Here is a 26,155-nt window from a genome sequence, read left to right as displayed (position 1 = left end):
ACGGTCCGGCGCGGGGCCCTGGTCACCATCGCCGCGGTGAGGAGAACGAGCACGATGACGGGCGCTGCGCACACGCACATGCGGATCGGCGAGGTCGCCGCGCGGACCGAGCTGTCCCTGCGCACGATCCGCCACTACGAGGAGACCGGTCTCGTCACCCCGTCCGCCCGCTCCAGGGGCGGCTTCCGGCTCTACACGGAGGCCGACGTGGCGCGGCTGATGGTGGTACGCCGGATGAAGCCGCTCGGCTTCACGCTCGAGCAGATGCGGGACCTTTTGCAGGCGACCGACCGCCTGGACGAGGGCGTCGCCTCCGGCGAGGAGCGCCAGGCCCTGCTCGACCGGGTGCGCGCGTACGAGCGCGAGGCGGCCGAGCAGGTGGACAGGCTCCGCGTCCAGCTCTCCCGCGCCGAGGACTTCGCCGAGACCCTCCGCACCCGGCTGGACAGGAACGCGCCCACCGGCCGCCTCTGAGCCCGCCCGTAGCATGTGATCATGACCTCACCGGCTGACGGCTCCCCTGACCCCGCCCTCAAGGCGGCCGCGCGGACACCCGAGTTCTGGCGGCGCCAGATCACCGAGCGCGTCCCGCCCGACCCCGACGTCAGCGGGGACGACCTGATGTCCACCTTCGAGAAGGTGTACCGCCGCCGCATCGCCGAGGAGATCGACGAGCGGGGCCTGACGACCGCCGCCGAGGTCGCCGCGGCGCTGCGCGCCGGGGAGCTCGGCAGCCTGCCGCGTACCTGAACGGCGGCCCCGGCGCCTCGGCCCTCCGGGCCCGTGTGCCGCGCTGCACGGGTCTTGTCAAAGGCACGTCACCACTTCTACGGTATGGCCGCGTAAGAAAATGCTCGACTCTGTTGCTTTCCGTTTAATTCACCGCGAACAGAGGACTGCCATGCCAAGACCCGTCAGCAGGCTGCTCGCCTGCGTGACCGCCTGCGCGATGTGGGTGGGCGTGCCGAGCCTGGCGGCCGTGACCGCCGACCTCGCCGTCACCGCCACGCCGGCCGCCGCACTCGACAACGGACTGGCCCGCACGCCCCCGATGGGCTTCAACGACTGGAACGCCTTCGGCTGCGACGTCAGCGAGCAGCTGATCGAGCAGACCGCCGACTACCTCGTCAGCTCCGGTCTGAAGGACGCCGGTTACACCTACGTCAACATCGACGACTGCTGGCAGACGCACAGCCGGGACGCCCAGGGGCGCCTCGTCCCCGACCCCGCGAAGTTCCCCGACGGCATCAAGGGCACCGCGGACTACGTGCACTCCAAGGGCCTCAAGCTCGGCATCTACGAGGACGCCGGCACCGAGACGTGTGCGCACTACCCGGGCAGCCTCGGCCACGAGACCACCGACGCCCAGTCGTTCGCGGACTGGGGCGTGGACTACCTGAAGTACGACAACTGCAACAACAACAGCGACGGCACACGCGCCGACTACGTCAAGCGCTACACCGCCATGCGCGACGCGCTCGCCGCGACCGGCCGCCCGATCGTCTACTCCCTGTGCGAGTGGGGCGTGCAGAACCCCTGGGAGTGGGCCGGGGACGTCGGCAACTCCTGGCGCACCACGGGCGACATCAGCGACAGCTGGTCGAGCATGCTGAACATCGCCAAGGCCAACATGCCCCTCGCCTCCGCGGCAGGACCGGGCCACTGGAACGACCCGGACATGCTGGAGGTCGGCAACGGCGGCATGACCGACACCGAGTACCGCAGCCACTTCTCGCTGTGGTCGATGATGGACTCGCCGCTGCTCATCGGCACCGACCTGCGCAAGGCCACCCCGCAGACGCTGGCGATCCTCGGCAACAAGGACGTCATCGCGCTCGACCAGGACCCCCTGGGCAAGCAGGCCACGGTGGTCTCGTCCGACGGCGGCCGCTACGTGATGACCAAGCAACTCGCCAATGGTGACAGGGCCGTGGCCCTGTTCAACGCCGGCGACCAGGCGCAGCGGATCGCCACCACCGCCACCGCGGCCGGCCTCCCGCACCGGGGCGGCTACACGGTGCGCGACCTGTGGAGCCACACCACCTACGACTCCGCGGGCACCCTCGCCGCCACCGTCCCCGCGCACGGCACCGTCCTGCTCAGGGTCAGCGCAGGACACACCTCCCGGCGGAACCCGCCACTGCTCGACACCGGTCTTGCCGCGGGGGCCGACGCCCTGCAGCCGGGCGGCACCGGCACGGTCGCCACGTACGCCACCGACCTGGGCGCCGCACCCGCCACCAACGTCAAGGTGGCGCTCGACGCCCCCGACGGCTGGAGCGTCAAGGCGACGGGACACGGCAGCGCCAGGGTCCTGCCCAGGGGCAGGACCCTCAGAACGTCGTGGCGGGTGACGGTACCGGCCGGCACGAAGCCCGGCTACTACGACCTGCCGGGCACCGTCACCTACACCCACCCGGGCAGCCGCGCGAAGACGAAACTGCCGCTCGCGGGCAGCGTCCTCGTCGCCGTCCTCCCGCCGTCCGGCACGAGCCGGCTCAGCGACATCGACTGGACGTCGGCCACCAACGACTGGGGACCGGTCGAGAAGGACACGAGCAACGGTGAGGCGGCCGCGGGCGACGGTAACCCGATCACCATCGGCGGCATCGTCTACGCCAAGGGCCTCGGCACCAACGCCCCCAGCACCGTGACGTACTACCTCGGCGGCACGTGCACCGAGCTCGACACCACGGTGGGCGTCGACGACGAGAAGAACGGCAAGGGCACCGTGGAGTTCAAGATCGTCGCCGACGGCAAGCAGGTGGCCGACAGCGGTGTCCTGACCAACGCGGACGGCCCGAAGCCGCTGCACGCCGACCTGACGGGCGTGCACAGCGTGCAGCTCGTCGTCACCGACGGCGGCGACGGCGCGGACAGCGACCACGCGGACTGGGTCGACCCGCAGGTGACCTGCGGCTGACCCGGAACCTGTCTCAGGCGAGCCCGCCCGTCACGACGGGCGGGCTCGCCTCAGCCGCGGGTGCGCCGCCGCACAGCGGTGAGGCGCCACCGCCGGCCCGCACGGGCCCGAGCGGTACGCCGTTCGCGCGCAGCACGTCGCGAACGTCGAGGATCAGCGGGAAGACCTCCTGGTTGCGGTCCTCGCCCTGCTCGTCCCAGGCCCGCTGCTCCGCCTCGACCGCCATACGGTCCTGCGCGAACACCCGCTCCGTGAAGCGCCGGATGAGCGGCCAGGCCAGGTTCAGGGCGCCCGGCACCGGAGGCTTGGCGATCATGAGCAGCCCGTAGGCGTGGTTGACGCGCTGCTCGGCGTCCTCCGGCACGTAGGCGGCCCACAGGGAGAAGGCGGGCAGCTGGGACCTCTCCGGCACGTCCTGGAGCGTCTGGTAGGGGTAGCCGGTCCTGATGGTGATGACGTCGGACGTGTTCCCGCCGCTGAAGCCCTCGCCCGAGAGCAGGCCCGCGCCCCGGTCCTTCCTGCCGCCCGCCGGGACGAACAGGTACCGCGCCTCGACGTGCGAGGGGCCGGTGTCGTAGCCGAGCAGCTTCGGCTGGATCCTGCCGAGCACGCCCCGGTGCAGGAACTGGTGGTTCATGTCGAGCAGGTTCTCGTGCATGAACGAGTAGTGGCACTTCACGGTGCGCGAGAACGTCATCGTCCGGTGTGTGGGCGCGTGGAACTCGGGCAGGTCGGGGAAGGGCGCCGCGGCGGCCTTGGCCGGATCGCCCGGGAAGACGAACACCAGCCCGTACGCCTCCCTGACCGGATAGGAGCGCACGCCGCGCGGCGGCCGCTCCGCGTCCTTGGGCAGGTAAGGGATCCCCGAGATGCGCCCATTGCCGCGGTATGCCCACGCGTGGTAGCAGCAGCGCAGCGACTCGCCCTCCACCACGCCCATGGACAGCGGAACCTGACGGTGCGCGCAGCGGTCCTCCAGGGCGTGCACCGCGCCGCTCGCCGTCCGGTACAGCACGATCCGCTCGCCCGCGAAGGCCGTGGCGAACGTCTTGTTCTTCCGCACGCGGCGCGAGACGGCGAGGGGGTACCAGTAGTCCGGATGGATGCCGGTCCTGCGCAGGTCGGCCTGTGCGGGCTGTTCCTCGGTCATGGCGCCTCTCTCTCGGGCACGTCCGCCCTAGCACGCGGGCACGTCACGGCTCACGGCTCCTCACGGACATTCTTGGCGGCTTCGGCAGAAGGCGCAGGACGGACGCGTCCCGGAGAGTGACGGGCGGCGCCGCGCGGGTCACGTCCGCCGGTCGCCGAACTCGAAGACGAACCCGCAGACGCCGGGGATCAGGACACCCACACCGATGAAGAACAGCCACAGACCCAGCACGACGCCGAGCGCGGTCACCGCGACCCCGACAGCGGTGAACACCGGGTACGCGGTGCTCGGCGGGAAGAAGCCGAGGGGCGCGCCGGCCCCGTCGGCCATCTCCCCCTCACCGTCGTCCTCGGGCCGGGTGCCGCCCCGCCGGTACTGGTAGGTCAGGTAGAACGTGATCAGGGCCGACATGACCGCCGCGAACGTCAGCGCGGCGGTGCCGGCGGGGTCGTAAGCCGACCACCAGCCGTAGATCAGCGCCGCCAGCCCGAAGAAGACCGTGACGCCACCGAAGAGCGCAGCCTCCCGCTTCAATGGCGGTCCTCCTCCCCGACCGGGTGGTGCCTGGCCTCGACGGCCTTGATCTGCGGGTAGTGCAGGTCGAAGGCGGGCGACTCGGACCTGATCCTCGGCATCGTCAGGAAGTTGTGCCGCGGCGGCGGGCAGCTCGTCGCCCACTCGAGCGAGCGGCCGAAGCCCCAGGGATCGTCCTCCTCGACCCGCCGCCCGTACCGCGCCGTCTTCCAGACGTTGTACAGGAACGGCAGCGTCGACAGGCCCAGCAGGAAGGCCCCGATCGTGGAGAGGGTGTTCAGCGTCGTGAACCCGTCGGCCGCCAGGTAGTCCGCGTAGCGGCGCGGCATGCCCTCGGCCCCGAGCCAGTGCTGCACCAGGAAGGTCGCGTGGAAGCCCACGAACAGCGTCCAGAAGTGGATCTTCCCGAGCCGCTCGTCCAGCATCTTGCCCGTGAACTTGGGCCACCAGAAGTAGAACCCGGCGAACGTCGCGAACACGACCGTCCCGAACAGCACATAGTGCAGGTGCGCGACGACGAAGTACGAGTCCGTGACGTGGAAGTCGATCGGCGGCGACGCCAGCAGCACCCCCGTCAGGCCGCCGAACAGGAAGGTCACGAGGAACCCGATCGACCACAGCATCGGGGTCTCGAACGACAGCGCGCCGTGCCACATCGTGCCGACCCAGTTGAAGAACTTCACGCCCGTCGGCACCGCGATGAGGAAGGAGGCCAGCGAGAAGAACGGCAGCAGCACGGCGCCCGTCGCGTACATGTGATGCGCCCACACGATGCCCGAGAGCCCCGTGATGGACACCGTCGCACCGATCAGGCCCACGTACCCGAAGGTCGGTTTCCGGCTGAACACGGGGATGACCTCGGTGATGATCCCGAAGAACGGCAGCGCCACGATGTAGACCTCGGGGTGCCCGAAGAACCAGAACAGGTTCTGCCACAGCACCGCCCCGCCGTTCGCCGCGTCGAAGACGTGCGCGCCGAACTTGCGGTCGGCCTCAAGGGCGAGCAGCGCCGCCGTCAGCACGGGGAAGGCGAACAGCGCGAGGATCGACGTGAAGAGGACGTTCCACGTGAAGATCGGCATCCGGAACAGCGTCATGCCCGGCGCCCGCAGGCAGATGATCGTGGTGATGAAGTTGACCGAGCCGAGGATCGTCGAAAGACCGGAGACCACGAGCCCCATCGCCCACAGGTCGCCTCCGACGCCGGGGGAGTGGACCGCGCTGTTCAGCGGCGCGTACGCGAACCAGCCGAAGGACGCGGCGCCGCCGGGGGAGAAGAACCCGGAGACGACCAGCACGCCCCCGAACAGGAAGAGCCAGTAGGTGAAGGCGTTCAGGCGGGGAAAGGCGACGTCGGGCGCGCCGATCTGCAACGGCATGATCGCGTTGGCGAAGCCCACGAAGGTCGGCGTCGCGAACAGCAGCAGCATGATCGTGCCGTGGATGGTGAAGAGCTGGTCGTACTGTTCGGCCGAGACGATCTGGAGCCCAGGGCGCGCCAGTTCGGCGCGCATCATCAGCGCCATGAGCCCGGCGCCGAGGAAGAAGCAGAAGGCCGTGGTCAGGTACAGGTTTCCGATCACCTTGTGATCGGTGGTCGTCAGCCAGTTCGTCAGCCGGTCTCCCACGGGCGTCGGCGGGAGGACGGCGGTGTTTCCCGGTAGCTCGGGCGTGTTCGGCTGGAGCTTTCCGCTGACCTCGATGAGGTCCTGCTCTCCGCGCCCTGCCGGTGTGCCGGACGAATCCGCTGCTGCCATCCGCTCTCCCCGGGTGCCTGTTCGCGCGCGTACGGCGTGCCGCCGCAGACACCGCGTAGGTAGCCCGGCCGGTCCGGATCAAACCTGGATTCATCCGAACAGACCAAGCAAATCCCCGTCAGGCGGTCAGGACCCCGCGTGGCCGCGTGCCCGGCGGGCGCGCTCCTCCGCCCCGTGACCGGCCGTCGCGTGCGGTGCGGCGGCCGTCGCCGTGTCACCGGCCGCGGCGAGGCCCGCGACGGCGATCCCGTACCCGGCGCAGGCACACCCCGCGAGGAGCAGCCCGCCGCCGACGGTCGCCGCCGCCCTGCTCCGTCCTCCCCACAGGGCGGCCCCCGCCGCGCCTGCGAGAGCCAGCGCCCGTGCCGCCCGCAGCAGGGACTCCGCCCGGACCTCGTGGGGAGCACGGCGCACGGGAACGAGGCGGCCGGCGGCGCCCAGACTTCCGCCGCGTGATGTCGTCCTCCGGCAACGACCGTCCATGAACGCCCACTCCCGTCTCGCCCGCGCTCCGCGATTGACGCGCGTCCGGGAACCCGGATACCCCGATCGCGTGACCTGACGCCTCGTCGGATGGTCGCGCCGGCAAGGGGTTTCGGCGCGCCGGGCCGTCAGCGGCCGGGCACGATCCTGATGGCGGCCACCGTTCCCTCGCCGTCCACACGCACCGTCCCCGCGCCCTCCTGACGGACGCAGTCGAGCCTGCCGAGCGGCGTCGCGTCCTGCCGCTCGTCCACGAGGCGCAGCCCGCCCGAGAGGGCCATCACCAGCAGCGTCTCGTCCCGTGCGCACGCCAGATCGCTCCGGCCGTCGACCGGGCGTACCGACACCTCGGCAGCCGCGCGCCCCTCACGCGTCATCACGTTCATGTCGCGGGCGGGGCCGCCGGGCAGCCGGCAGTCCGTGGTTGCCGCGCCGGGGAAGGCGAACGGGGCGAGGGGTTCGAGCCGGTGGGGCGTGCCGTCCACGGTGAGCACCATGGCCTCACCGTCCACGAGAGTGATCACGCGGGCGATGCCGGGGAAGGCGGAGAAAGGGCCCTCAGCGGCGACGTCCGCGATGCTGACCCGCCAGTCGAACGCCTCGGCGGCCCGGGCGGCCCCTGCCTCGGCTCCGGTGGCTCCGGCGGGTCCTGTGGCTCCGGTGGCTCCGGGGCCGGGGAACGTGGCCGACGCGACCTCCCGGGTGGTGCCGCCGCCGTTCTTCCAGGGCATCGTGCGGTAGTCGTCCCAGCGCAGCACAGCGGTCGGCATCGTCGCGCCCGCCTCCTTCTCCCGGCCCGTCGCGGTGGCTTCGCGCCCCGGCCGTCATGATCACCGCGGCGCCCTGGCCAGCATAGGCGGCGGGGAGGCGGCCCCTGCGGGCGGTGGCCGCTTGCGGCCACGCGCGCCGGCCGCCGGGCGGCGGCCCGCCTACCGAGTCCCGGCCAGCACCTCGGCCGCGGCGACGCCCGAGGCGGCCGTGGCGCCCAGGGTGCAGATTCGCACGGCCCCAGGGGCGGACGCGCCCGGAAGGCCCATCTCCACCACGACGGCGTCGGGGCGCGCCGAGGAGAGCTCCGTCAGGGCCCTGGCCATCCAGGGGTGCCGGGCCGCATCCCGGACGACGACGACCAGGGGACGCCCCGATGCCGGCGCCAGCGCGTGGTCGGCCAGGAACGTGGAGCCGTCGAGCAGCTCGTCCTGGTGCGCGCGGACGAACGTGGTTCCCGGCAGCCGCTCGCGCAGCGGCGCGGCGACGCCCCACGGCGTCTCCTTGCCGATCGCCAGGTTCGTGGCCGGTACGAGTTCCACCACGTGCGGAGCGGCCGCCAGCGGGAGGACGCCGTGCGAGGGGCCGCTCAGCCTGACCGCGCGACGCGCCGCCGCGTAGCCGATGTCGCCGCTCACCGGGTCGACCGGGACTCCGCGGCTCAGGCCCGTCGCCCAGCCGGCGAACGCCGCGACGCGGCCCGCGGCTTCGGCGAGACGCTCCTCGGCCAGGGCCCCGGAGGCGACGGCCCCGGTGAGCGAGTCGACAAGGAGCTCTGTGGTGGCCTGCTCGGCGCTCTCCCCGCCCACGCAGATGGCGTCGACTCCGGCGTCGACGGCACGGACCGTGGCGCCCCCGATGCCGTAGAGGTCCGTGACGGCGCCCATCTCGATGGCGTCGCTGACGACCAGGCCGTCGAAGCCCAGCTCCTCGCGCAGCAGGCCCAAGAGGATGCGGCGGCTGAGGGTGGCCGGCAGGCCGGCGTCGTAGGCGGGCACGAGGAGGTGGCCGCTCATGACCGCGCGCACGCCGGCCTCCATGGCCGCCTCGAACGGGGGCAGCGCCTGGGTGGCGATCTCGTCGAGGCTCGCGTCGTAGCTGGGCAGCCCGTGGTGGGAGTCGACGGCGACATCGCCGTGCCCCGGGAAGTGCTTCGCGCAGGCGGCGACTCCCGCGGACTGGAGCCCCCTGATCCAGGCCCCGGTGTGGCGGGAGACGACCTTCGTGTCGACGCCGAACGACCGCACGCCGATGATCGGGTTGTCGGGGTTGGAGTTGACGTCCGCGCTCGGCGCGTAGTCGAGGCTCACGCCCGCCGCGTGGAGCTGGCGGCCCAGGTCGCGCGCGACGGACTCGGTCAGCTCGACGTCGTCGACCGCGCCGAGGGCGAAGCTTCCGGGCCGGGTCGAGCCGGTCGCCGACTCGATGCGGGTGACATCGCCCGCCTCCTCGTCGATGGCGATGACGAGCGAGGGGTTCTCGGAGCGCAGCTGCGCGGTCAGCCGGGCGACCTGTGCGGGGGAGGCGATGTTCCGCGTGAACAGGACGACCGATGACAGCCCGTCACCGATGGCGCGCAGCACCCAGTCGGGAGCCTCGGTGCCGACGAACCCCGGCTGCAGGACGGACAGGGCGAGTCGCCGCAGCTCCTTGCTGTGCTTGCTGGAGGACATCCACCGGGCCTTCCGGACAGTGCGTGCGCGTCGATCACGGCAGGTGTGATTGGTACGGTCCAAGGGATGTTGGCCCAGGCCAATCTGCGGTGTCAAGGCCATGTTCTCTGCTCGCACCCGCCTTCGGGCGACGAGCCGGGCCGGCCCTGTGACGGACGTGTCGCCGCACGTCCAGTGGGGTGACAGTGACGAAAGGGGCAGGTGGCCCCGCGCGGGGGAGGGTGGCGTCCGGCGCGTGCGGAACGGGCGCAGTATCCCCCGCTGTTGGTGCCTGCGTCACCTCTTCGCCGCTCTGTGTGAACACTGTGGCAATGCCCGTGTTTCGGCCCCCGGTTACCGGCGAGTCCGGTATTGACAGGCTCCGTTGGTCTAGTCCATTTTAGTGAGGCGTGAGCGGAACGAGTAGCGGATGGGACAACCCGCCTTGCCGTTCACGCCAGTTGGCCGGGCACCGCGTCGTCACAGCGAGTGCCTGCGCGACTGAGGGGGCACCACGTGCGACAGGCAAGGGCGAGGGGCAAGATGCTGGTGCTGTATTCGCGGAGGACCACAGTTCCCACGAGCGGGCCGGTGCCACAGGCCTGCGTCCCACCCGCCTCGACGCCCGTCTTCCGTCCGTCACCTGACCTGACCTCTTTTTGACCCGACCCCTGACCTGACCCGGCCCGGGCCCACACCTTCCGTCCGTCCGCCGTGCCCCGGGCACACGCCGGTGGACGTGTCACCACGGCCTCTCCCGACGCGGATCGGCGTGCCCGCGCACCACCGGGCGCACCGGCGCGTGCGCGGACGCGGGACGCCGCGTCCCGCCCAGAACAAGTCGCCACTCAAGCCTTGGAGCGATCGCATGACGGCATCCGACTATCTGTACCGAGCATCCTCCGACGTCCCGTACTTCAGCTCGGACGCCGACACCTACCTGGCGAGGACGCCGCTGCGCGAACTCACCAAGACGCGCAAGCTCAGGGTGCTGTCGGAGGAGGACTTCACCTTCTGGCAGACCTACGGCTACATCGTCGTGAAGCAGGCCATCCCGGCCGACTCCGCCCAGAAACTGCTCGACTTCGCCTGGGACTTCCAGGGCCTCGACCCGGAGCGTCCCGAGACCTGGTACGAGGAGCGCGAGTACCGCTCCGACCTGGACCGCGAGCTGCACATCTACGGCTTCGTCGAGGCCTACCAGCACCAGCTCATCTGGGACAGCCGCCAGGCGCAGCGCGTCTACGACGCGTTCGTCGACCTGTGGGACTGCGAAGAGCTCTGGGTGACCCTGGACCGGCTCAACCTGAACCCGCCCAACGTCAGGACACGCGACCGCGCGCTCATACCCACCACCGAGCGCGGATTCGACATCAAGCTCCACTGGGACATCGACTCCACGCTCGGCGTACTGCCGCAGCGGGTGCAGGGCATCATCGCCCTCAACGACACCAAGCCCGACCACGGCGGGTTCCAGTGCAACCCGGAGCTCTTCCGCCGCTTCGACCGGTGGAAGGTCGACCAGCCCGCCGACCGCGACCCGATCCGGCCCACCTTCGACAGCGACGAACTCCCGGTGGTGCGCCCCGACCTGGAGGCCGGCGACCTGCTCCTGTGGAACGGCGCGCTCGCCCACGGTGTGGCACCGAACGTCTCCGGCAGCGGCGTACGCGCGGTCCAGTACCTGTCGATGATGCCCGCGCTCGAGTCGCACGAGGAACTGCGGCGCTCCCGGGTCGCGTCATGGCGCGACCTGACCACCCCGGAGTGGAACAAGACGCTGCTCGGCGACGCCGGCCGGCACGAGTCCCTGAGGTACGGCAGGGCCGAGCTGAGCGACCTCGGCGCCAAGTTGCTCGGCCTGAAGTCGTGGAGCGGGCGGCCGTTCGACGAGCAGGCCGCCGATTCGGCCGGGGCGTGAGGATGCGCCGGATCTGTCTGACCCTCCCCACCAACAGGGAGTGCGGGGCGACGATCGCGGCCATCGGCGACGAGGCCGCCTACGCGGCCGAACACTTCGGCGTCGAGGTCCATCTGCTGATCCTGGACTCCTGCGAGCCCGGCGTGTTCGCCGGGCACGCGCGCATCGCGCACGACACGCCCAGGCCGCCCGGCGTCGTCGTGCACCACCTCGACGAGGCGCACCAGCGGGACTTCCTGCGCCGCGTGATCGACCGGGCCGGCGTCACGAAGCCCGACCTGATGCTCGACCTCATGCTGCCGTCCGCGGTCTCCTACGGCGCCTGCACCAACCGGGCGTTCCTGATCGCCGCCGCACTCGGCTGCGAGTCCGTGCACCGCAGGGACTCGGACAGCCGCTACCAGGTGCTGGACGGCGCGCCCGTCTTCCCCGTCCACCACGAGCTGCGCTCGCTCGGCAGGCGTGCGGCCGACGCGGCCGACGGCGTCAGCGACACCGCACTCGACCCACGGCTCGCGCACCGGCCGGTGACCATGGTGGGCAGCTCCTTCGTGGGCGAACTCTCCGTGGACATCGCGGAGATCGAGCGGCTCGACCGCGACGTCTACTACGACGTGGTCAGCCTGTGGGCGCCCGTCGAGTGGTCCGGCGAGCAGAAGCGCGACCTCGTCGACGAGTCCTTCCGCGGCGCCGGAACCGAAGCGTTCACCGGTGACCACTCCACACTGACCGTCGTCGACCCGATGCGGGTCGACATGTGCAACATCAGCTTCCACGGTGTGCACGAACGTGTGCCGCTGCCGCCCGCGACCGACACCATCGGCAGCGACTACTTCCTGATGCACCTCGTGCACGACGCGGCGCTGCCCGGCGTGCTCCACAACCGCAACATCGTCAACTACTACACGGGCGAACGCAGGACGGACCAGGGCTTCGCCGCCTACCAGACGCGCTTCGTGAAGTTCTTCCTGTCCATGCTCTACTTCAACCACCTCTACGACGTGATGGCGCGCACCGGCGACGCCCTCCTCGACGACCGGCTGCGGGTGCGCGCCGGCGCACTCGCCGAACTCGTCAGGGACAGCACCCGTCTCGACCGGTCCGGGAACATCGACCGCCTCGACCGGCTCGACGCCGCCTACCGTCGACTCGGCGGCCGCTACGCCGAGTTCGCCGAGGCGCTCGTCCCGCGCCGCGAGCGGCTCCTCGACGAGGCCAGGCAGGACATCGAAGACTTCGCACTCCTGATCGAAGCATGGGAGCCGCTGATGGACGCGGGCAGGACCACCCACCTCACCCCGGCCCCCGGCCGGCCGGCCCGAGACCCCCGATGACGCGCGACACACCGTCCCTCCTGGCCGCCCTCGCCGCCGCACCGCAGGACCGCGTCGTCTACGACCTCGCCGGGATCGAGGAGGGCTATGACACCCTGGTACGCGAACTGCCGGACGTCGCCGTCCGCTTCGCGATGAAGGCCTGTCCCGTCGACGAGGTGCTTGCCTGCCTCGCGGCGAGGGGCTCGGGATTCGACGCGGCGAGTCCCCAGGAGATCGCCCAGGCGATCAGGACGGGCGTGCCGCTGACACGCATCCACTACGGCAACACCATCAAGTCAGACGCCAACATCGCCGACGCCTACCGCCTGGGCATCAGGGACTTCGCCACCGACAGCCTGGCGGACGTACGGGCGACGGCCGAACACGCCCCGGGCGCCCGGGTGTTCTGCCGGCTGGCCACCGACGGGGACGGCGCCCTGTGGGGGCTCAGCAACAAGTACGGCTGCTCCGCCGCGGACGCGGTACGCGTGATGACGGCCGCGAAGGAGTCCGGACTCGTACCCGCCGGCCTGTCCGTCCACGTCGGCTCGCAGCAGATGACGGCGGAGGCCTGGCGCGCCGCCTTCGAGCGGCTCGCCGACGTCGCCACCGCCCTGCTGGCGCGCGGCACGCGCCTCGACCACATCAACCTCGGCGGCGGCCTGCCGGCGACCGGCTACCTCGACCAGCACGGAAGGCCGCTGGAACCGCCGACCGACAAGATCTTCGCCGTGATCAGGGAGGGCATGCAGCGGCTGCGTGAAGTCTGCAGCTCACACCTCGACTTCATGGTGGAACCGGGCCGATACCTCGTCGCCGACCACGGCGCGATCCGGGCACACGTGGCACGGCTGACCGCGCGCGAGAAGCTGAACGGCGAGCGCCACCACTGGCTCTACCTGAGCTGCGGCAAGTTCAACGGCCTCTACGAGATGGACGCGTTGCAGTACCGCGTCGTCTTCCCCTCGCACCAGGGCGCCGAGACGGTACCCGCCGTGATCGCCGGGCCGACCTGCGACAGCGACGACGCCTACGCGTACGACCGCGGCCTCGTCCAGGTGCCGCGCGAGGCCGCCTCCGGCGACCCCGTGTGGGTGCTGTCCTGCGGCGCCTACGCCACCAGTTACACCACGCAAGGGTTCAACGGCTTCTCCCCGCTGCCCGTCGCCTTCGTGCGCGGCGGCGAGGAACCGGGCGGTGCGACGGCCCCGCTCCGCATGGCCGCGGAGGGCGTCCGGTAGATGGACCACGACATCGCTGAGGACATACACGTACGGCACGTACGCGAGGACGACTGGGACGCCATCGTCGTCCTGGAGTCGCGCGCCTACGCCGCCGCGGGCCTGTCGGAGGGACGGGCGGCGCTCCGGTCGCGCGTGCGGGCGTCGCCGTCCACCTGCTTCGTCCTGCACACCGGACGGCGCCTGGCCGGCTATCTGCTGGCGCTGCCCTACCCCGAGGCGCGCTTCCCCGACCTGGCGAAGGCCGAGGACGTCGCCTTCGACTCCCGCAACCTCCACCTGCACGACATCGTCATCGCCGAGGACCTGCGCCGCGGGGGGCTGGCGGGCCGCCTCGTCGGACGGCTCACCGCGACGGCCGCCGAGCGCGGGTACGAGCAGATCTCGCTCGTGGCGGTCTCCGGCAGCGAGACCTTCTGGTCGGCCCAGGGCTTCACCGCCCACGACGGCGTCCTGCCGCCGGGCGGCTACGGCGATAAGGCCGTGTACATGTACAGGGCGGTCGGCGCCGCTGGTGTTCCCAGTGCGCCGTCGCGAGACGAAGAGGGCTGATGCACGTGCTCCGCGTTCAGGACCCGTTCCGCAGGGGGCAGCTGGCGATCGCCGCCCTGTTCTGCACCCTCGGCTTCCAGTACGCCACCTGGGCGGCCCGTATCCCCGCCATCAAGGCGCACCTCGGTCTCACCGCGGGTGAGGTGGGCCTGCTGCTGATGGCCACGGGCGTGGGGGCGGCCGTGTCGTTCCCGCTGGTGACGATGTTGATGCGGCGCCTGGGATCGCAGCGCCTCGCGCTGCTGTCGTCCGCGTGCCTCGCGCTGCTGCTGATCCCGCTCGCCGTGGTCCCGAACTTCCCGACCGCACTGGCCATCATGCTGTGCGACGGCGTGCTCGTGGGATGCCTCAACGTCTCCATGAACGCGCAGGGAGCGGCGCTCGAGGTCAGGCACGGGCGCAACGCCATGGCCAAGCTGCACGCCACGTTCAGCGCGGGCTCGCTGGGCGCGGCGCTGCTCGCCTCCGCGATGAACGCGGTGACCCCGGCCGTCATCGCCCACTTCGGCGCGGCGGCCGCCGTCCTGCTGCTGCTCGTCGTGTACGCCAGGTCGGGGCTGCCCGAGGGCGACGGCCCCGCCGCGGACGCGCCGGAGACGGACGAGGCGGCGGGCACCGGGAAGAAGACACGCTCCCGATGGACCCTGCCGACCCGCATGACGCTGTGGATGTGCTGCGCCATGGCGTTCGGCACCGTCACCGAGGGCGCCATGAACGACTGGTCGGCGCTGTACATGAAGGACGTCGCCAAGGCCTCGGCGGAACTGGCGCCCATGGGCATCGCCGTCGTCTCCGGCATGATGGTGCTCGCCAGGCTCTTCGCCGACGGGTGGCGCAGCCGCTGGGGCGACGGGCGCATCGTCCGCGTCGGCAGCGCGGTCGCCGGGCTGGGCCTCGCGCTCGCCCTGCTCGCCGGGGGAGCGGTGCCCGCCCTGATCGGGTTCGCGTGCGTGGGCCTCGGCATCGCGGCCGTGACGCCGTGCGTGTACGTGGCGGCCGCGGCCCAGGGTGCTGAGGCGCTGACGCTGGTCGCCGCGATGGGCACGACCGGCCTGCTCGGCGGGCCGCCCCTCATCGGCTTCGTCGCGAACAGCGCCGGCCTGGTGTGGGGACTCGGCGCCGTGGCCTGCTGCGCGCTCGTCGTCACGCTCTGCGCGACCCGTATCCGCTGGACGGGCAGCGCGCCCGCCGCGGCCGGCGCACCGGCCGCCGCCGGTCCCGTCGGCGAGGAGCAGGCGGTCCTGTGAGAGGTGCCGTCGCCGCCCGGGGACACGCGGTGCGGTGGCGGCACCCGCCGCGAGCATGAAAGTTTCTTTCAGCGTCCGTGGTGGTCGCCGATTTCTCCGGTGTAGACCAACGGCGTGGGCTGACACCCCTTCACACACGTGTCCTTCGCACGCCACTCTTCCGTCATGCGGTGACCACACCATGGGCACGGCACAAGCGCACCGGAAATCCCCCACTTCTGGAGGCACTGATGGACCTCGCACGCACCGTTCGCCGTAGATCCCCCTCACGCCGCCTGCTCGCGGGCGCGACAGGGGCGCTGCTCGCACTGGCGGGCATCGTCGTCTCGGCCCCCGGTACTGCGGCGGCCGCGCCCGCGCCCAACTCCGCCGCGGCCGCGCACAACCCCGACCTGGACTGGATGGGCTCCACGATCCCCGCCCACGAGGGCGGCGGCACGCAGCCCCCGTCGGGCGGCGGCGGGCAGGTCTTCGTGACGCAGACCCCCGGCATGGACGTCAGCCACTACCAGGGCGCCATCAACTGGCCGTCGGCGTACTCGAAGGGCGCCCGGTTCGTCTACATGAAGGCGACCGAGGGCACCAGCTACCGCGACCCGAACTTCTCGGCGAACTACACGGGCTCGTACAACGCGAACTTCATCCGCGGCAGTTACCACTTCGCCACCCCCAACAGCTCGTCGGGCGCAGCCCAGGCCGACTACTTCGTCGCGCACGGCGGCGGCTGGTCCAAGGACGGCAAGACCCTGCCCCCGATGCTGGACATCGAGTACGGCTCCTCGTCGACGTGCTGGGGCCTGAGCCAGTCCGCGATGGTCAGCTGGATCACCTCCTTCGTCAACGAGGTGCACGCGAAGACCACCCGCTGGCCCACCATCTACACCACCACCGACTGGTGGAAGACCTGCACGGGCAACACGGCGAAGTTCTCCTCGAACGACCCGCTGTTCATCGCCCGCTACTCGTCCAGTGTGGGTACGCTCCCGGCCGGCTGGCCCTTCTACACGTTCTGGCAGTACGCGGACTCCGGCACGTTCCCCGGCGACCAGGACCGCTTCAACGGCCCGCTGTCCGGCCTGCAGAACCTGGCCAACAACACCTGACAACAGGCTCGTTGACGGTGTGGGGCCGCTCGCCCGGGTGAGCGGCCCACACCGGTGGCCCACTCAATCCCGACGCAGCGGCAGTCCGATGGCGAAGACGGTCTCGCCCGGCCGGCTCGTGACGTTCAGTGTGCCGTGGTGTGCTGTGACCACGGCCCGGACGATCGAGAGGCCGAGCCCGGTGCCGCCGCCCGCGCGCGCACGGCCCTGGTCGGCCCGCGCGAACCGGTCGAAGACCTCGCCCACCAGTGGCGCGGGAATGCCGGGGCCGTCGTCGGTGACCCGCAGCAGTGCGGAGCCGGAATCGGTGGTGAGGGCGAGCACCACGGTGGTGCCCGCCGGAGTGTGCACCCGGGCGTTGGCGAGCAGGTTGGCGATCACCTGGTGCAGGCGGTGCTCGTCGCCCACCACCGTCACCGGCTCCTCGGGCAGGTCCAGCAGCCACCGGTGGCCAGGACCGGCGGTGCGGGCGTCCGACGTGGTGTCCAGCGCGAGCCTGGTGAGGTCGACGGTGTCGCGCGCCAGCGGCCGGCCCGCGTCGAGCCGCGCGAGCAGCAGCAGGTCGTCGACGAGTCCGCTCATCCGCTCGGTCTCCGACTGGATCCGCTCCAGCGCGTGCCGCACCTCGCCCGGCACGGGCCCGGGATGCCGCCCGGCCAGCTCGGCATGGGCGCGGACCGTCGCCACCGGCGTGCGCAACTCGTGGCTCGCGTCCGCGGCGAAGTGCCGCAGCCGCTCCTCGCTCGCGTGGCGTCTGCTCAGCGCATCACCCACATGGCCGAGCATCCGGTTCAGCGCGGCCCCGACCTGGCCCACCTCCGTCGCCGGGTCGCAGTCGGGCACGGGCTCGGGCATGGCGACCTCGCCGCTCGCCAGCGGCAGGCGCGTCACGTCGGACGCCGTCGCGGCGACGCGGCGCAACGGGCGCAGCGACGCCCGCACCCACAGGCCCCCGGCCACCCCGGTCGACAGCAGCACGGCGGCGAAGACGAGCGCCTCGACGGCCTCAAGGCGGTGCAGTGTGTCCTCGACCGGCGCCAGCGGCAGGCCCGTGACGAGGACGTCGCCGTCGTCGCCGCGCACCGCGATGACCCGGTAGCGGCCGAGTGCCGAGAGCCGGATCGTCCGCCCGTGGCCGTCGGGCGCGAGGGCGGCCAGCGCGTGGCGGTCCGCGGCCGTCAGACGGACGCGCGCGTCCGCACGGTCGCGGACGACGGCCGCCTGGGTGGCCCTGCCGGACAGCAGGCGCGCGCCGAAGGTGCCCTCGGCCTGGCCGCGCGTGTCCAGGTGGTTGTCCGCGTCGGGGTGCGCCTCGTGCTCCAGGCCCGCCGCGAAGCGGCCGCCTGCCGCGGTGAGCTGCTCGTCCACCCGCTGTTCGAGGAACCCGCCGAGCGCGACCACCGTGGTCACACCGACCGCCAGGCAGGCGAGGGTGAGCAGCACCACGAGACCCACGGTCAGCCGGGCACGCAGGGAGCGCGGCACGAGTGAGCGCGACGGCGGGATCCGGCTCACGGCGCGTCCGGCTTGAGGACGTAGCCGACCCCGCGGACGGTGTGGATCAGCGGCGTCCTCCCGGCGTCGATCTTCTTGCGCAGGTAGCTGATGTACAGCTCGACGACGTGCGCCCTGCCGCCGAAGTCGTAGGACCACACGCGGTCCAGTATCTGCTCCTTCGACAGCACGCGGCGCGGATTGTGCATGAGCAGCCTCAGCAGCTCGAACTCGGTGCGCGACAGATCCACCGCCACCCCCGCACGCGCCACCTCGCGCGCGTCCTCGTCCATGGTGAGGTCGCCGACACGCAGCACGTCGTCGGCGGGCTCCCGCGCCATGCCCGCCCTGCGCAGCAGGCCACGCAGCCGGGCGAGCACCTCCTCGAGGCTGAACGGCTTGGTGACGTAGTCGTCGCCGCCCGCCGTGATGCCGGCGATCCGGTCCTCCACCGCGTCCCTGGCCGTCAGGAACAGCACGCACACGTGCGGGAGCGTGCGCCTCAGCGCCTTCAGCACCTGCAGGCCGTCGAGGTCGGGCAGCATCCAGTCCAGCACGACCGCGTCCGGCCTGAAGCCTTCCGCGGTGGTGAGGGCCGAGGCACCGTCGGCGGCCGTGCGCACATCCCAGTGCTCGTAGGCGAGCGCCCCTGCCAGGGCCTCGGTGAGGTCGGGCTCGTCGTCGACGACGAGGACGCGGGCGGCAGTGCCGTCGGGCCTGCGCAGTACCGAGCGGGGCGAGCGGGGCGAATCGTTGTCCATCGTGTCTCCAGCATCTCCTCCACCCGTGCGCCCGCGGCGGCGGTCCACCTCTGAGTTTGCTCTGAATCCGGCCGAGGGCGCTCATTGAGAGGCTGCTCAGAGGGTGTGCGGCGAGGCTTGCGTCCCGACCCGCGACAGCGGCAGGGCCGATACGGCCGGCCGCGACCAGGGAGACAGCCGATGACCACCGAGACCACGCCCCGCCGGGCCGCTGCCGCCGCGCCCCCGGCCCGCCGCTCCGCCGTGCGCCTGGTCCCCGCGGCGGCACAGGCCCTCATCGGCGCGGGCGCCGCAGCCATCGTCGGGCTGTGGTGGAGCGACACGACGTCGGTGGTGGGCGCCGCCGGCTGGCTCACCGACGCCGGCCGCATCACCGGGCTGCTCGCCGGGTACGCCTGCGCCGTCCTCCTCGCCCTCATGGCACGCGTGCCGCTGCTCGACCACGGCGTGGGCACGGACCGGCTGGCCCGCTGGCACGCCATGGGCGGCCGCTACACGGTCTGCCTGGCCTCCGCGCACGTCCTGCTGATCATCTGGGGGTACTCCCTCACCTCGCACACCTCCGTCGTGAGCCAGACGGGAACACTGGTCCTGCACTACCCGGAGATGCTCAAGGGGACCATCGGGTTCCTGCTCCTCCTCGCCACCGGCGTGGTGTCCGCCCGCGCCGCACGGCGCAGGATGCGCTACGAGACCTGGTACCACCTGCACTTCGCCACCTACCTCGCGGTGTTCCTCGTCTTCGGGCACCAGCTCGCCAACGGCGCCGACTTCGTGGGAAACCGCGCGCTCCAGCTCGCCTGGTACGCGATGTACCTGACGATCGCGGCACTGCTCGTCTGGTTCCGCTTCGTCGTGCCGGTGCGCCGTACGATCCGCCACCGGCTGCGGGTCGCGGCCGTGCACCCGGAGGCGCCGGGCATCGTCTCCGTGTACCTGACCGGCCGGCGGCTCGACGAACTCACCGTCAGGCCGGGCCAGTTCTTCCGGTGGCGGTTCCTCGCCCCGGGCATGTGGTGGGCCGCCAACCCCTACTCGCTGTCGGCTCCTGCCGGGTCGGGCTCCCTGCGGATCACCGTCAAGGCCGTCGGCACGCACAGCGCGGCGCTCGCCCACCTGGCCCCCGGGACCCGGGTGTGGGCCGAGGGGCCCTACGGCGGCTTCACCCAGGCACGCGCGTCGGGCGACAAGGCCCTGCTGATCGCCGGGGGAGTGGGCATCACCCCGCTGCGCACGCTCTTCGAGACGCTGCCGGGCGAGGTCACCCTCATGTACCGGGCCCGCAGCGCGCGCGACCTGGCGCTGCGCGGCGAACTCGACGCCCTGGCCGCCGAGCGCGGCACGCGTGTGCTCTACGCCCTCGACGACGCCGCCGGGCCCCACGCGCTGCCGCTCACCGCGCGCGCCCTGCTCAGGGCCGTCCCCGACCTCACCGCGCACGACGTCTACCTGTGCGGCCCGCCCGCCATGACGGCAGCGGCGACCCGGGCCCTGCGCGCCGCCGGCGTCGCGCGCGGCCGCATCCACCACGAGTCTTTCGCCTTCTGACCAGGACCACGGAGAAACGAGCAGACCATGCGCAGAGCGGTCCTCACCACGCTGTCGACCACCGCGGGCGTCGTCCTGCTGCTGTCGCTCAAGCCGCACCAGTCCGCACCGCCCGCCGTCACCGCGCGGGCCCCAGCGACGACCTCGCCCACCCCTCGTCCGAGTGGGAGCGCCACGGCCGACGGCACCTGGACCGGCACCACCGTCGACACGCGCTACGGACCCGTCCAGGTATCCGCCACCCTGCAAAGGGGGCGCCTGACCAAGGTCACGGTCCTCCAGGTGCCCAACGGAAGCGGCCGGGACCGGGAGATCGCCGGCTACGCGGTGCCCCGGCTCACGCAGGAGGCGCTCGGGGCGCAGAGCGCCCGGATAGACGCCGTCTCCGGGGCGAGCTACACCAGCGAGGGCTACATCAGGTCGCTGCAGAGCGCGCTGGACCGCGCCGGTGCCTGAGCGGGCCGCCGCCACGGGCGTGCGCCACGTCGAGCACGTCATGGGGACGGTCTTCTCCTTCGACGTGCGCGACCGGGCCACGGAGCGCGTACGCCAGGGGCTCGCCGACGCGGTGGCCTGGCTGCACCACGTGGACCGTGTGTTCTCGACCTACCGCGAGGACAGCGCCGTCAGCCGCCTGCGGCGCGGTGAGACCACGCCGGAGCGGTGCCCGGCCGAGGTCGCCGAGGTGCTGGCCCTGTGCGAGCACGCCAGGCGCGACACGGACGGCTACTTCAGCGCCGCGCCCGACGGGCGCCTCGACCCGTCGGGCCTCGTGAAGGGCTGGGCCGTGGAACGCGCCTCGTGGCTGCTGCACAACGCGGGGGCGCACAACACGAGTGTCAATGGCGGCGGTGACATCCAGCTGCGGGGCGAGAGCGCCCCCGGCACGCCGTGGCGCGTCGGCGTCGCGCACCCGCTGCGCCCCGGCGAGCTCGTCGCCGTCGCCGAGGGAAACGATCTCGCCGTCGCCACGTCGGGCACGGCGGAGCGCGGTGCCCACATCCTCGATCCGCACACCGGCCGGCCCGCGCGCGGCCTGCTGTCGGTGACCGTGACCGGGCGCCATCTGACCTGGGCCGACGTCCTCGCCACGGCGGTCTTCGCCAAGGGCAGCGCCACCCTGCCGGGGACGGCGCGCGCCGCGGGATACGAGGTACTCGCCGTCACGCCCGGCGGAGAGGTACGGCACAGCGACGGCTTCCCCGCCCCGCGCCCGAGGTGACGGGGCGGACGGCCGGCCCGCCGCTCAGGAGGGCGTGCCGGTCTCCGGCGCCTGCGTCGTCAGCAGCGGCTGGAGCACGCCCGTACTCAGCCGCGCGACCAGCGGCGTCGCCGCCCGCGCGATCACCCGGCTGACCACGTACGCGACCGGCAGGGCCAGGATCGCGGAACCGATCACGTCGTGCGGGTAGTGGGCGCCGACGTACACCCGGGTGAACCCCTCGAACAGCGCGAAGATCGCCGCCACCGCGCTCAGGCGCCGGTCGAGCAGCCACAGGGCCGCGACCGTCGCGAAGGCGGTGGTGGAGTGCCCGCTGGGGAAGGCGTAGTCGCTGCGGACCGGGCACGCCTCGATGTAGTAGTCGTGGGGCAGCGAGTAGCAGGGCCGCACCTCGGCGACGAACTTCTTCACCACCTCGGCGACGGCGAAGGTGACCGCCACGGACACCGGCACGGCCAGCGCGAGCGTCATGGCGCGCGCGCCGCGGCGCCGGGCGTTCCACCAGCCGATCACCATGAGGACGGCGAAGACGGCGAGCCCGGCGGTGGTCCACAGGTCGATGGCCGAGTTCAGCCAGCGGGTGTCGCGTGCGAACCCGGTGACGGAGGTGAAGAGCGACCCGTCGATGCCGGAACCGTTGTAGGCGAGCGTCGCCGCCGCGTGCGTGGTCATGAGGCCGCTTCCTTCGTACGTGTCGGCCGGCGCCGCGCAGGTCGGAGGGGTCCGGCCGGCCCGGTTCGTCTACGTGACAGTAGACGATGAGCCGGGCCCGGCCAAATCCTGAACGGCGAACGGGGCAAGGGGAGTCGCGGGCGGCTTCGACCGGCGCTCACCGCCCGGCGGCGGCCGGGTCCGGCACGAGCGCGGTGGTGATGGTCATCGGCTTCCCCGTGACGGCGATCATGTGCAGCGTGTGGCCGCCGCGCGCCACCCGCCGAAACCCGTGCGGCGGCGTCAGCTCGTACGTCGCCGAGGCGTGCGGCCCGATTGACGCGGGCCCCGACGTGATCGCCCACCAGCCGGAGGCGCTCTGGGCCGCGCGGCTCGCGAAATGCGGGGTGAGCGTCGTGCCCGTCGTGTTGACGACCCGCACGGCCGCCGAGGTGATCCCGTGCCGGGGCGTGTCCGTGAACCGTGCGGTGACCGTCATGCGCAGTGGTGCGGGGCTCGCCGCCGCGATCGCCGCGCACGCCGCCGCGGGCAGCAGGAGGCCCGCACCGCACGCCGCTTTCGCGCGGCGCCCCAGCGGCAGCCGCGGCTGCCACGCGCCGGCCAGCGCGGAGGCCGGCACGGTGGCGGCCGCGGCGAGCCAGAGCGGCGTCATGAGCAGGTAGTACCCGTCCTGCGAGCGGGTCGACAGGTAGAAGGGGAGCCACGGCAGGACCGTCAGCGCGGGCCCGAGCCGCCGTGCGAACAGGACGAGCGCGGCGAGCAGCCCGAGCAGCAGCAGGAGGGTCGCGTAGGAGTAGAAGTCCAGCCTGCTACTGCCCGGGGTGAAGTAGTACGAGATGCCCATGAGGCCCTGCCCGTGCAGGATCGCGCCCTGGCTGATGGGCAGCAGCAGCCCGGAGGCCCAGGCGCGCGGGCCCAGGGCGGCGACGTACGCGTTGAGCACCGCCCAGGTCAAGGCGGCGACACCGGCGTAGCGGGCCGTGACGGCGAGCGCGCGGCGGCCCGGTGTGCGCAGCCGTGCCCGGTCGCCATCGGCTTCTCTCGCGTCCGGTGCCGGGTCGCCGTGCCCGGCCATGTCGCCGCGCCGCACGGCGTACACGCCGATGAGCAGGAACGGAGCGAGGAACCATGCCAGTTGCTGGGCCGCGCACGCGGCGCCGAGGCAGACCGCGCGCAGCACCCCGTACCGCCCGAGCCTGCCGCCCGCCCCCGTGGCGGGCCAGCGGACCACGACGGGAACGAGCAGGGCGAGGGCGAGTACGGCCGGGTAGCCGAGCCGTGCGTACGCCGGGAGCATGCCGAAGCCGAGGCAGACCGCGGTGGCGGCCGAGCGCCACGGCACCGGGAGCAGTCGCCAGAGCACGAGCGTCCCGATGATCAGGGCGGCGCTGGTCACCAGGGTGGCGGCCGCGGTGGAGTGGATCACCAGCCGCACGGGCGCGGCGATCATGGCGGTCAGCGGCGGGTAGCCGTACGTGAAGTCGCCGCCGCCCGCCATGGTCTTGGTGAGGCCGACGCGCGGCGTGCCGAACAACCAGGGCCAGGGATCACCGTAGACGGGGCGACCGTGCAGGATCTGGAGCGCGGCCTGCGCCGTCAGCACGCCCTCGTCGCTGCCCGCGTGGTCGAGCCAGTAGCCGCAGACCACCAGGGTGATCGCCACGGCGAGCACGAGGCCGTCCACGCGTGCGAGTGCCCGGCGCCCGCGCACAGCGAGCGCGAGAACCCCGCAGACGAGGATCGCGGCGTAGCAGAGGGAGATCACCCCGGCGACCGGCGGGTGCCGGTGCATCGCCGTCGTCCACAGTGTCCGGGTGCCGATGAACAGGCTGATCGTGGCGAGCAACGTCAGCCCTCTGTGCCACTGCGCGGGCGCCGGGTCCGCGGCCGCGCGCCCGGCGCGTACGTGGCGCAGGGTGAGAATGCGGCGGCCGGGTGGACGCGGTCCTGAGTCGTCGACGGGAGCGTGCAGGGTGTCGTCCACAGCGGCGTCCTTACCTGGTGCGAGCGACCCCCCGGGCGACTACTGCGTCATGCAGGCAGATCATATTCACGCAGCGTTCGTCCCGCCCTGGTCGTCGCCGGCCCGCCGCGCGGACCTCGCCGTCCTACTGCGCGGGCCGGTGCAGCAGCCCCCGGGCGACGAGTTCGACGGTCAGGGCCACCGCGGCGGCCTGCACGGCCATCAGCGCGATCAGCACGAACAGCTGGACGGCCCCCGCCGTCAGGGGCGAAGCGCCGCCCAGCAGCACTCCGACGAACGCGCCCGGAAGGGTGACGAGCCCGACCGTGCGCGTCTGGTCGAGGCCGGGCAGCTGGGCGTCGGACGCCGCGGGACGCACGACTTCGAGGCGGGCGTCCCGGTCGAGGAAGCCGAGCGACAGGGCGGCCTCCACCTCTCCGCGCCGCTGCGTCAGCTCGTCCAGCGCCCGCCGGCCGGCGAGCACCGTCGCGGTGAGCGCGCCGCCCAGCAGGATCCCGGCGATGGGGATCAGCGCGATGCCCTTCAGCGGCACGAGCCCGGTCAGCAGCAGCGCCGCGACGACCGGGGCGGTGGCCGCGGCGATGGGTACGGCGGTGAGCCACCAGGACCCGTCGGAGGTCAGCCGGCGGCCCGCCGTGCGCACCGCTGTCGCGAACATCAGGAGCAGGAACGCCGTCAGCGCCCACAGCGAGCGGATCACGTACGTGATGACCACGGACACCGCCGCGAGCTGGACCGCGGCCCTGACCCCCGCGAACGCGATCTGGCGCCACCGCTTAGGACCTGTCTCCGCCCCGAGGTGGTAGCGGGCGGACACGAGTATCGCCGCCAGCAGGAGCGCGGCCAGCACGATCCCGAGCGTCCTGTCGACGGGGAGCAGCGAGGCGGCCGTGACCGTGGTGTCGCGCATGGGTACCGTCCGTTCTCCGTGTGTGGGTCCTCTGCGTGGCCCGTGCTGCGACGCGTGGCCCGCGCTCGGAAGAGTGCCAGGGGCCGAGGCCCGCGCTCGGAAGAGTGTCAGAGGCGCGCCGCCGGAAGGGCGGCCGCCCCTCTTTCGACTACAGTGTTGTAGACGAAAGGTCCGACGCCGGCCGTCCGGGACTTCGGGCCTCGGCCCCCCGCCGCGGTCGCACCACGAGGAGAAGGTTCGCGACCATGGCCGCACCCCTGTTCACGGCCGCACAGCTCGCCGTGAACGTGCTCGACGCACGATCCCTCCTGTCCGCGTTCGGTGTCGCGGGCATCGCCCTGGTGATGTTCGCCGAGACCGGGCTGCTGATCGGGTTCTTCCTCCCCGGCGATTCGCTGCTGTTCACCGCGGGGCTCCTGTGCACGGGGACCGCCGACCGCGGCTCCGCGCTGTCGCTGCCCCAGGTGCTCGTCGCGTCCGCCGTCGGCGCCCTGGTCGGGGCGCAGGTCGGGTACATCATCGGGCGGCGCGGCGGGCGCGCGCTGCTCGACCGCAGCCGGTCGCGGCGGCTGCACGAGGGCGCGGTCAGGGCCGAGGAGCTGCTGGCGAGGTACGGGCACGCGAAGGCGGTCGTGCTCGCCCGGTTCATCCCGGTCGTCAGGACCGTGCTCAACCCGCTCGCGGGCGCGCTCGGCGTGCCCGTGCGCACCTTCACCGTGTGGCAGACGGCCGGCGGCCTGGTGTGGTCGATCGGCCTCGTGCTCGCGGGGTACGCGCTGGGCTCGTCGGTGCCCAACGTCGACCGCTACCTGCTGCCGATCATCGCCCTGATCGTCATCGTCTCGCTGGTGCCGCTCGCCGTCGAGCTGGTGCGCTCCCGCAAGCGCGCGGCGCGCGAGGGCACGGCGCGCGAGGGC

24 protein-coding genes are annotated in these 26,155 nt (G+C 72.4%); 13 read left to right on the top strand and 11 right to left on the bottom strand.

Features of this window, described 5'->3' with window-relative positions; genetic code table 11:
• Positions 1–54 precede the first annotated feature (54 nt).
• The 3 genes from JFN87_RS08450 to JFN87_RS08440 all read left to right on the top strand — a co-directional run bounded on the left by JFN87_RS08450 (position 55) and on the right by JFN87_RS08440 (position 2,923).
• Positions 55–474 (top strand): MerR family transcriptional regulator, encoded by a 420-nt coding sequence (locus JFN87_RS08450; RefSeq protein WP_209339295.1) that lies wholly within the window; start codon positions 55–57, stop codon positions 472–474.
• Positions 475–495: 21 nt separating this feature from the next.
• Positions 496–750, top strand: a complete 255-nt coding sequence (locus JFN87_RS08445) for a hypothetical protein (RefSeq protein WP_209339294.1) — start codon at positions 496–498, stop codon at positions 748–750.
• A 151-nt stretch (positions 751–901) separates the two neighbouring features.
• The gene (locus JFN87_RS08440) at positions 902–2,923 is read left to right on the top strand and encodes an NPCBM/NEW2 domain-containing protein (protein ID WP_245178965.1); all 2,022 of its coding nucleotides are present in this window, start codon (positions 902–904) and stop codon (positions 2,921–2,923) included.
• A gap of 13 nt (positions 2,924–2,936) precedes the next feature.
• Here JFN87_RS08440 and JFN87_RS08435 read toward each other — a convergent pair whose 3' ends face one another.
• The 6 genes from JFN87_RS08435 to JFN87_RS08410 form a co-directional block, all read right to left on the bottom strand.
• Positions 2,937–4,073 carry a Rieske 2Fe-2S domain-containing protein gene (locus JFN87_RS08435; RefSeq protein WP_209339293.1) on the bottom strand — a complete coding sequence of 379 codons (1,137 nt, stop codon included), beginning with the start codon at positions 4,071–4,073 and terminating at the stop codon, positions 2,937–2,939.
• Positions 4,074–4,211: 138 nt separating this feature from the next.
• Positions 4,212–4,607: a cytochrome c oxidase subunit 4 gene (locus JFN87_RS08430; protein WP_209339292.1), complete on the bottom strand. Its 396-nt coding sequence runs from the start codon at positions 4,605–4,607 to the stop codon at positions 4,212–4,214.
• Positions 4,604–6,364, bottom strand: coding sequence for an aa3-type cytochrome oxidase subunit I (gene ctaD, locus JFN87_RS08425; RefSeq protein WP_209339291.1), 1,761 nt, complete (start codon positions 6,362–6,364; stop codon positions 4,604–4,606). The genes JFN87_RS08430 and ctaD overlap by 4 nt, the downstream gene beginning before the upstream one ends.
• 126 nt (positions 6,365–6,490) lie before the next feature.
• Entirely contained in the window at positions 6,491–6,778 is a 288-nt protein-coding gene (locus tag JFN87_RS08420; RefSeq protein WP_209339290.1) for a hypothetical protein, read from the bottom strand.
• 197 nt (positions 6,779–6,975) lie between these two features.
• A complete protein-coding gene (locus tag JFN87_RS08415) occupies positions 6,976–7,617 on the bottom strand; it encodes a HutD/Ves family protein (protein ID WP_209339289.1) in 642 nt (213 codons plus the stop codon).
• A 159-nt stretch (positions 7,618–7,776) separates the two neighbouring features.
• Complete coding sequence (locus tag JFN87_RS08410) at positions 7,777–9,288, bottom strand: glycoside hydrolase family 3 protein (RefSeq protein ID WP_209339288.1); 1,512 nt, start codon at positions 9,286–9,288, stop codon at positions 7,777–7,779.
• An 847-nt stretch (positions 9,289–10,135) separates the two neighbouring features.
• On the opposite strand from JFN87_RS08410, the gene JFN87_RS08405 reads away from it, so the two are divergent.
• From JFN87_RS08405 to JFN87_RS08380, 6 genes are all read left to right on the top strand, one after another.
• Positions 10,136–11,188 carry a phytanoyl-CoA dioxygenase family protein gene (locus JFN87_RS08405; protein WP_209339287.1) on the top strand — a complete coding sequence of 351 codons (1,053 nt, stop codon included), beginning with the start codon at positions 10,136–10,138 and terminating at the stop codon, positions 11,186–11,188.
• 2 nt (positions 11,189–11,190) lie between these two features.
• The gene (locus JFN87_RS08400) at positions 11,191–12,522 is read left to right on the top strand and encodes a DUF6271 family protein (protein ID WP_209339286.1); all 1,332 of its coding nucleotides are present in this window, start codon (positions 11,191–11,193) and stop codon (positions 12,520–12,522) included.
• On the top strand, positions 12,519–13,745 hold the full coding sequence (locus JFN87_RS08395) for a type III PLP-dependent enzyme (RefSeq protein ID WP_209339285.1): 1,227 nt from the start codon (positions 12,519–12,521) through the stop codon (positions 13,743–13,745). Before JFN87_RS08400 ends, JFN87_RS08395 begins: the two co-directional genes overlap by 4 nt.
• Entirely contained in the window at positions 13,746–14,297 is a 552-nt protein-coding gene (locus JFN87_RS08390) for a GNAT family N-acetyltransferase (RefSeq protein WP_209339284.1), read from the top strand.
• Positions 14,297–15,544, top strand: a complete 1,248-nt coding sequence (locus JFN87_RS08385) for an MFS transporter (RefSeq protein WP_209339283.1) — start codon at positions 14,297–14,299, stop codon at positions 15,542–15,544. The genes JFN87_RS08390 and JFN87_RS08385 overlap by 1 nt, the downstream gene beginning before the upstream one ends.
• 230 nt (positions 15,545–15,774) lie before the next feature.
• Positions 15,775–16,647: a lysozyme gene (locus JFN87_RS08380; protein WP_209339282.1), complete on the top strand. Its 873-nt coding sequence runs from the start codon at positions 15,775–15,777 to the stop codon at positions 16,645–16,647.
• Positions 16,648–16,710: 63 nt separating this feature from the next.
• On the opposite strand, the gene JFN87_RS08375 is transcribed toward JFN87_RS08380, so the two are convergent.
• Together JFN87_RS08375 and JFN87_RS08370 are read right to left on the bottom strand one after the other, a co-directional pair.
• The gene (locus JFN87_RS08375; RefSeq protein ID WP_372449202.1) at positions 16,711–18,153 is read right to left on the bottom strand and encodes a sensor histidine kinase; all 1,443 of its coding nucleotides are present in this window, start codon (positions 18,151–18,153) and stop codon (positions 16,711–16,713) included.
• A 5-nt stretch (positions 18,154–18,158) separates the two neighbouring features.
• Positions 18,159–18,902 carry a response regulator transcription factor gene (locus JFN87_RS08370; protein ID WP_282961562.1) on the bottom strand — a complete coding sequence of 248 codons (744 nt, stop codon included), beginning with the start codon at positions 18,900–18,902 and terminating at the stop codon, positions 18,159–18,161.
• Positions 18,903–19,082: 180 nt separating this feature from the next.
• Between JFN87_RS08370 and JFN87_RS08365 the strand changes: the two genes are divergently transcribed.
• Genes JFN87_RS08365 through JFN87_RS08355 form a run of 3 tightly spaced genes read left to right on the top strand, consistent with a single transcriptional unit; the run spans position 19,083 to position 21,672 of the window.
• Positions 19,083–20,450 (top strand): ferredoxin reductase family protein, encoded by a 1,368-nt coding sequence (locus JFN87_RS08365; protein ID WP_209339280.1) that lies wholly within the window; start codon positions 19,083–19,085, stop codon positions 20,448–20,450.
• 27 nt (positions 20,451–20,477) lie between these two features.
• Positions 20,478–20,906 (top strand): FMN-binding protein, encoded by a 429-nt coding sequence (locus tag JFN87_RS08360; RefSeq protein WP_209339279.1) that lies wholly within the window; start codon positions 20,478–20,480, stop codon positions 20,904–20,906.
• A 40-nt stretch (positions 20,907–20,946) separates the two neighbouring features.
• Positions 20,947–21,672 (top strand): FAD:protein FMN transferase, encoded by a 726-nt coding sequence (locus JFN87_RS08355; protein WP_209339325.1) that lies wholly within the window; start codon positions 20,947–20,949, stop codon positions 21,670–21,672.
• A gap of 24 nt (positions 21,673–21,696) precedes the next feature.
• Here the strand turns inward: JFN87_RS08355 and JFN87_RS08350 are convergent, their stop codons facing one another.
• The 3 genes from JFN87_RS08350 to JFN87_RS08340 all read right to left on the bottom strand — a co-directional run bounded on the left by JFN87_RS08350 (position 21,697) and on the right by JFN87_RS08340 (position 25,238).
• Positions 21,697–22,344, bottom strand: coding sequence for a phosphatase PAP2 family protein (locus JFN87_RS08350; protein ID WP_209339278.1), 648 nt, complete (start codon positions 22,342–22,344; stop codon positions 21,697–21,699).
• 157 nt (positions 22,345–22,501) lie between these two features.
• Positions 22,502–24,268 (bottom strand): hypothetical protein, encoded by a 1,767-nt coding sequence (locus tag JFN87_RS08345; protein ID WP_372449201.1) that lies wholly within the window; start codon positions 24,266–24,268, stop codon positions 22,502–22,504.
• 184 nt (positions 24,269–24,452) lie between these two features.
• On the bottom strand, positions 24,453–25,238 hold the full coding sequence (locus tag JFN87_RS08340; protein WP_209339277.1) for an ABC transporter permease: 786 nt from the start codon (positions 25,236–25,238) through the stop codon (positions 24,453–24,455).
• 245 nt (positions 25,239–25,483) lie between these two features.
• Between JFN87_RS08340 and JFN87_RS08335 the strand changes: the two genes are divergently transcribed.
• The coding region (locus JFN87_RS08335; protein ID WP_209339276.1) for a DedA family protein at positions 25,484–26,155 on the top strand (672 nt) is incomplete at its 3' end.

The sequence above is a fragment of the Streptomyces montanisoli genome, from assembly GCF_017813245.1.
Taxonomy (GTDB): domain Bacteria; phylum Actinomycetota; class Actinomycetes; order Streptomycetales; family Streptomycetaceae; genus Streptomyces; species Streptomyces montanisoli.
Note: the sequence above shows the minus strand (reverse complement) of the source record. Positions and strands in the feature narration are given on the sequence as shown.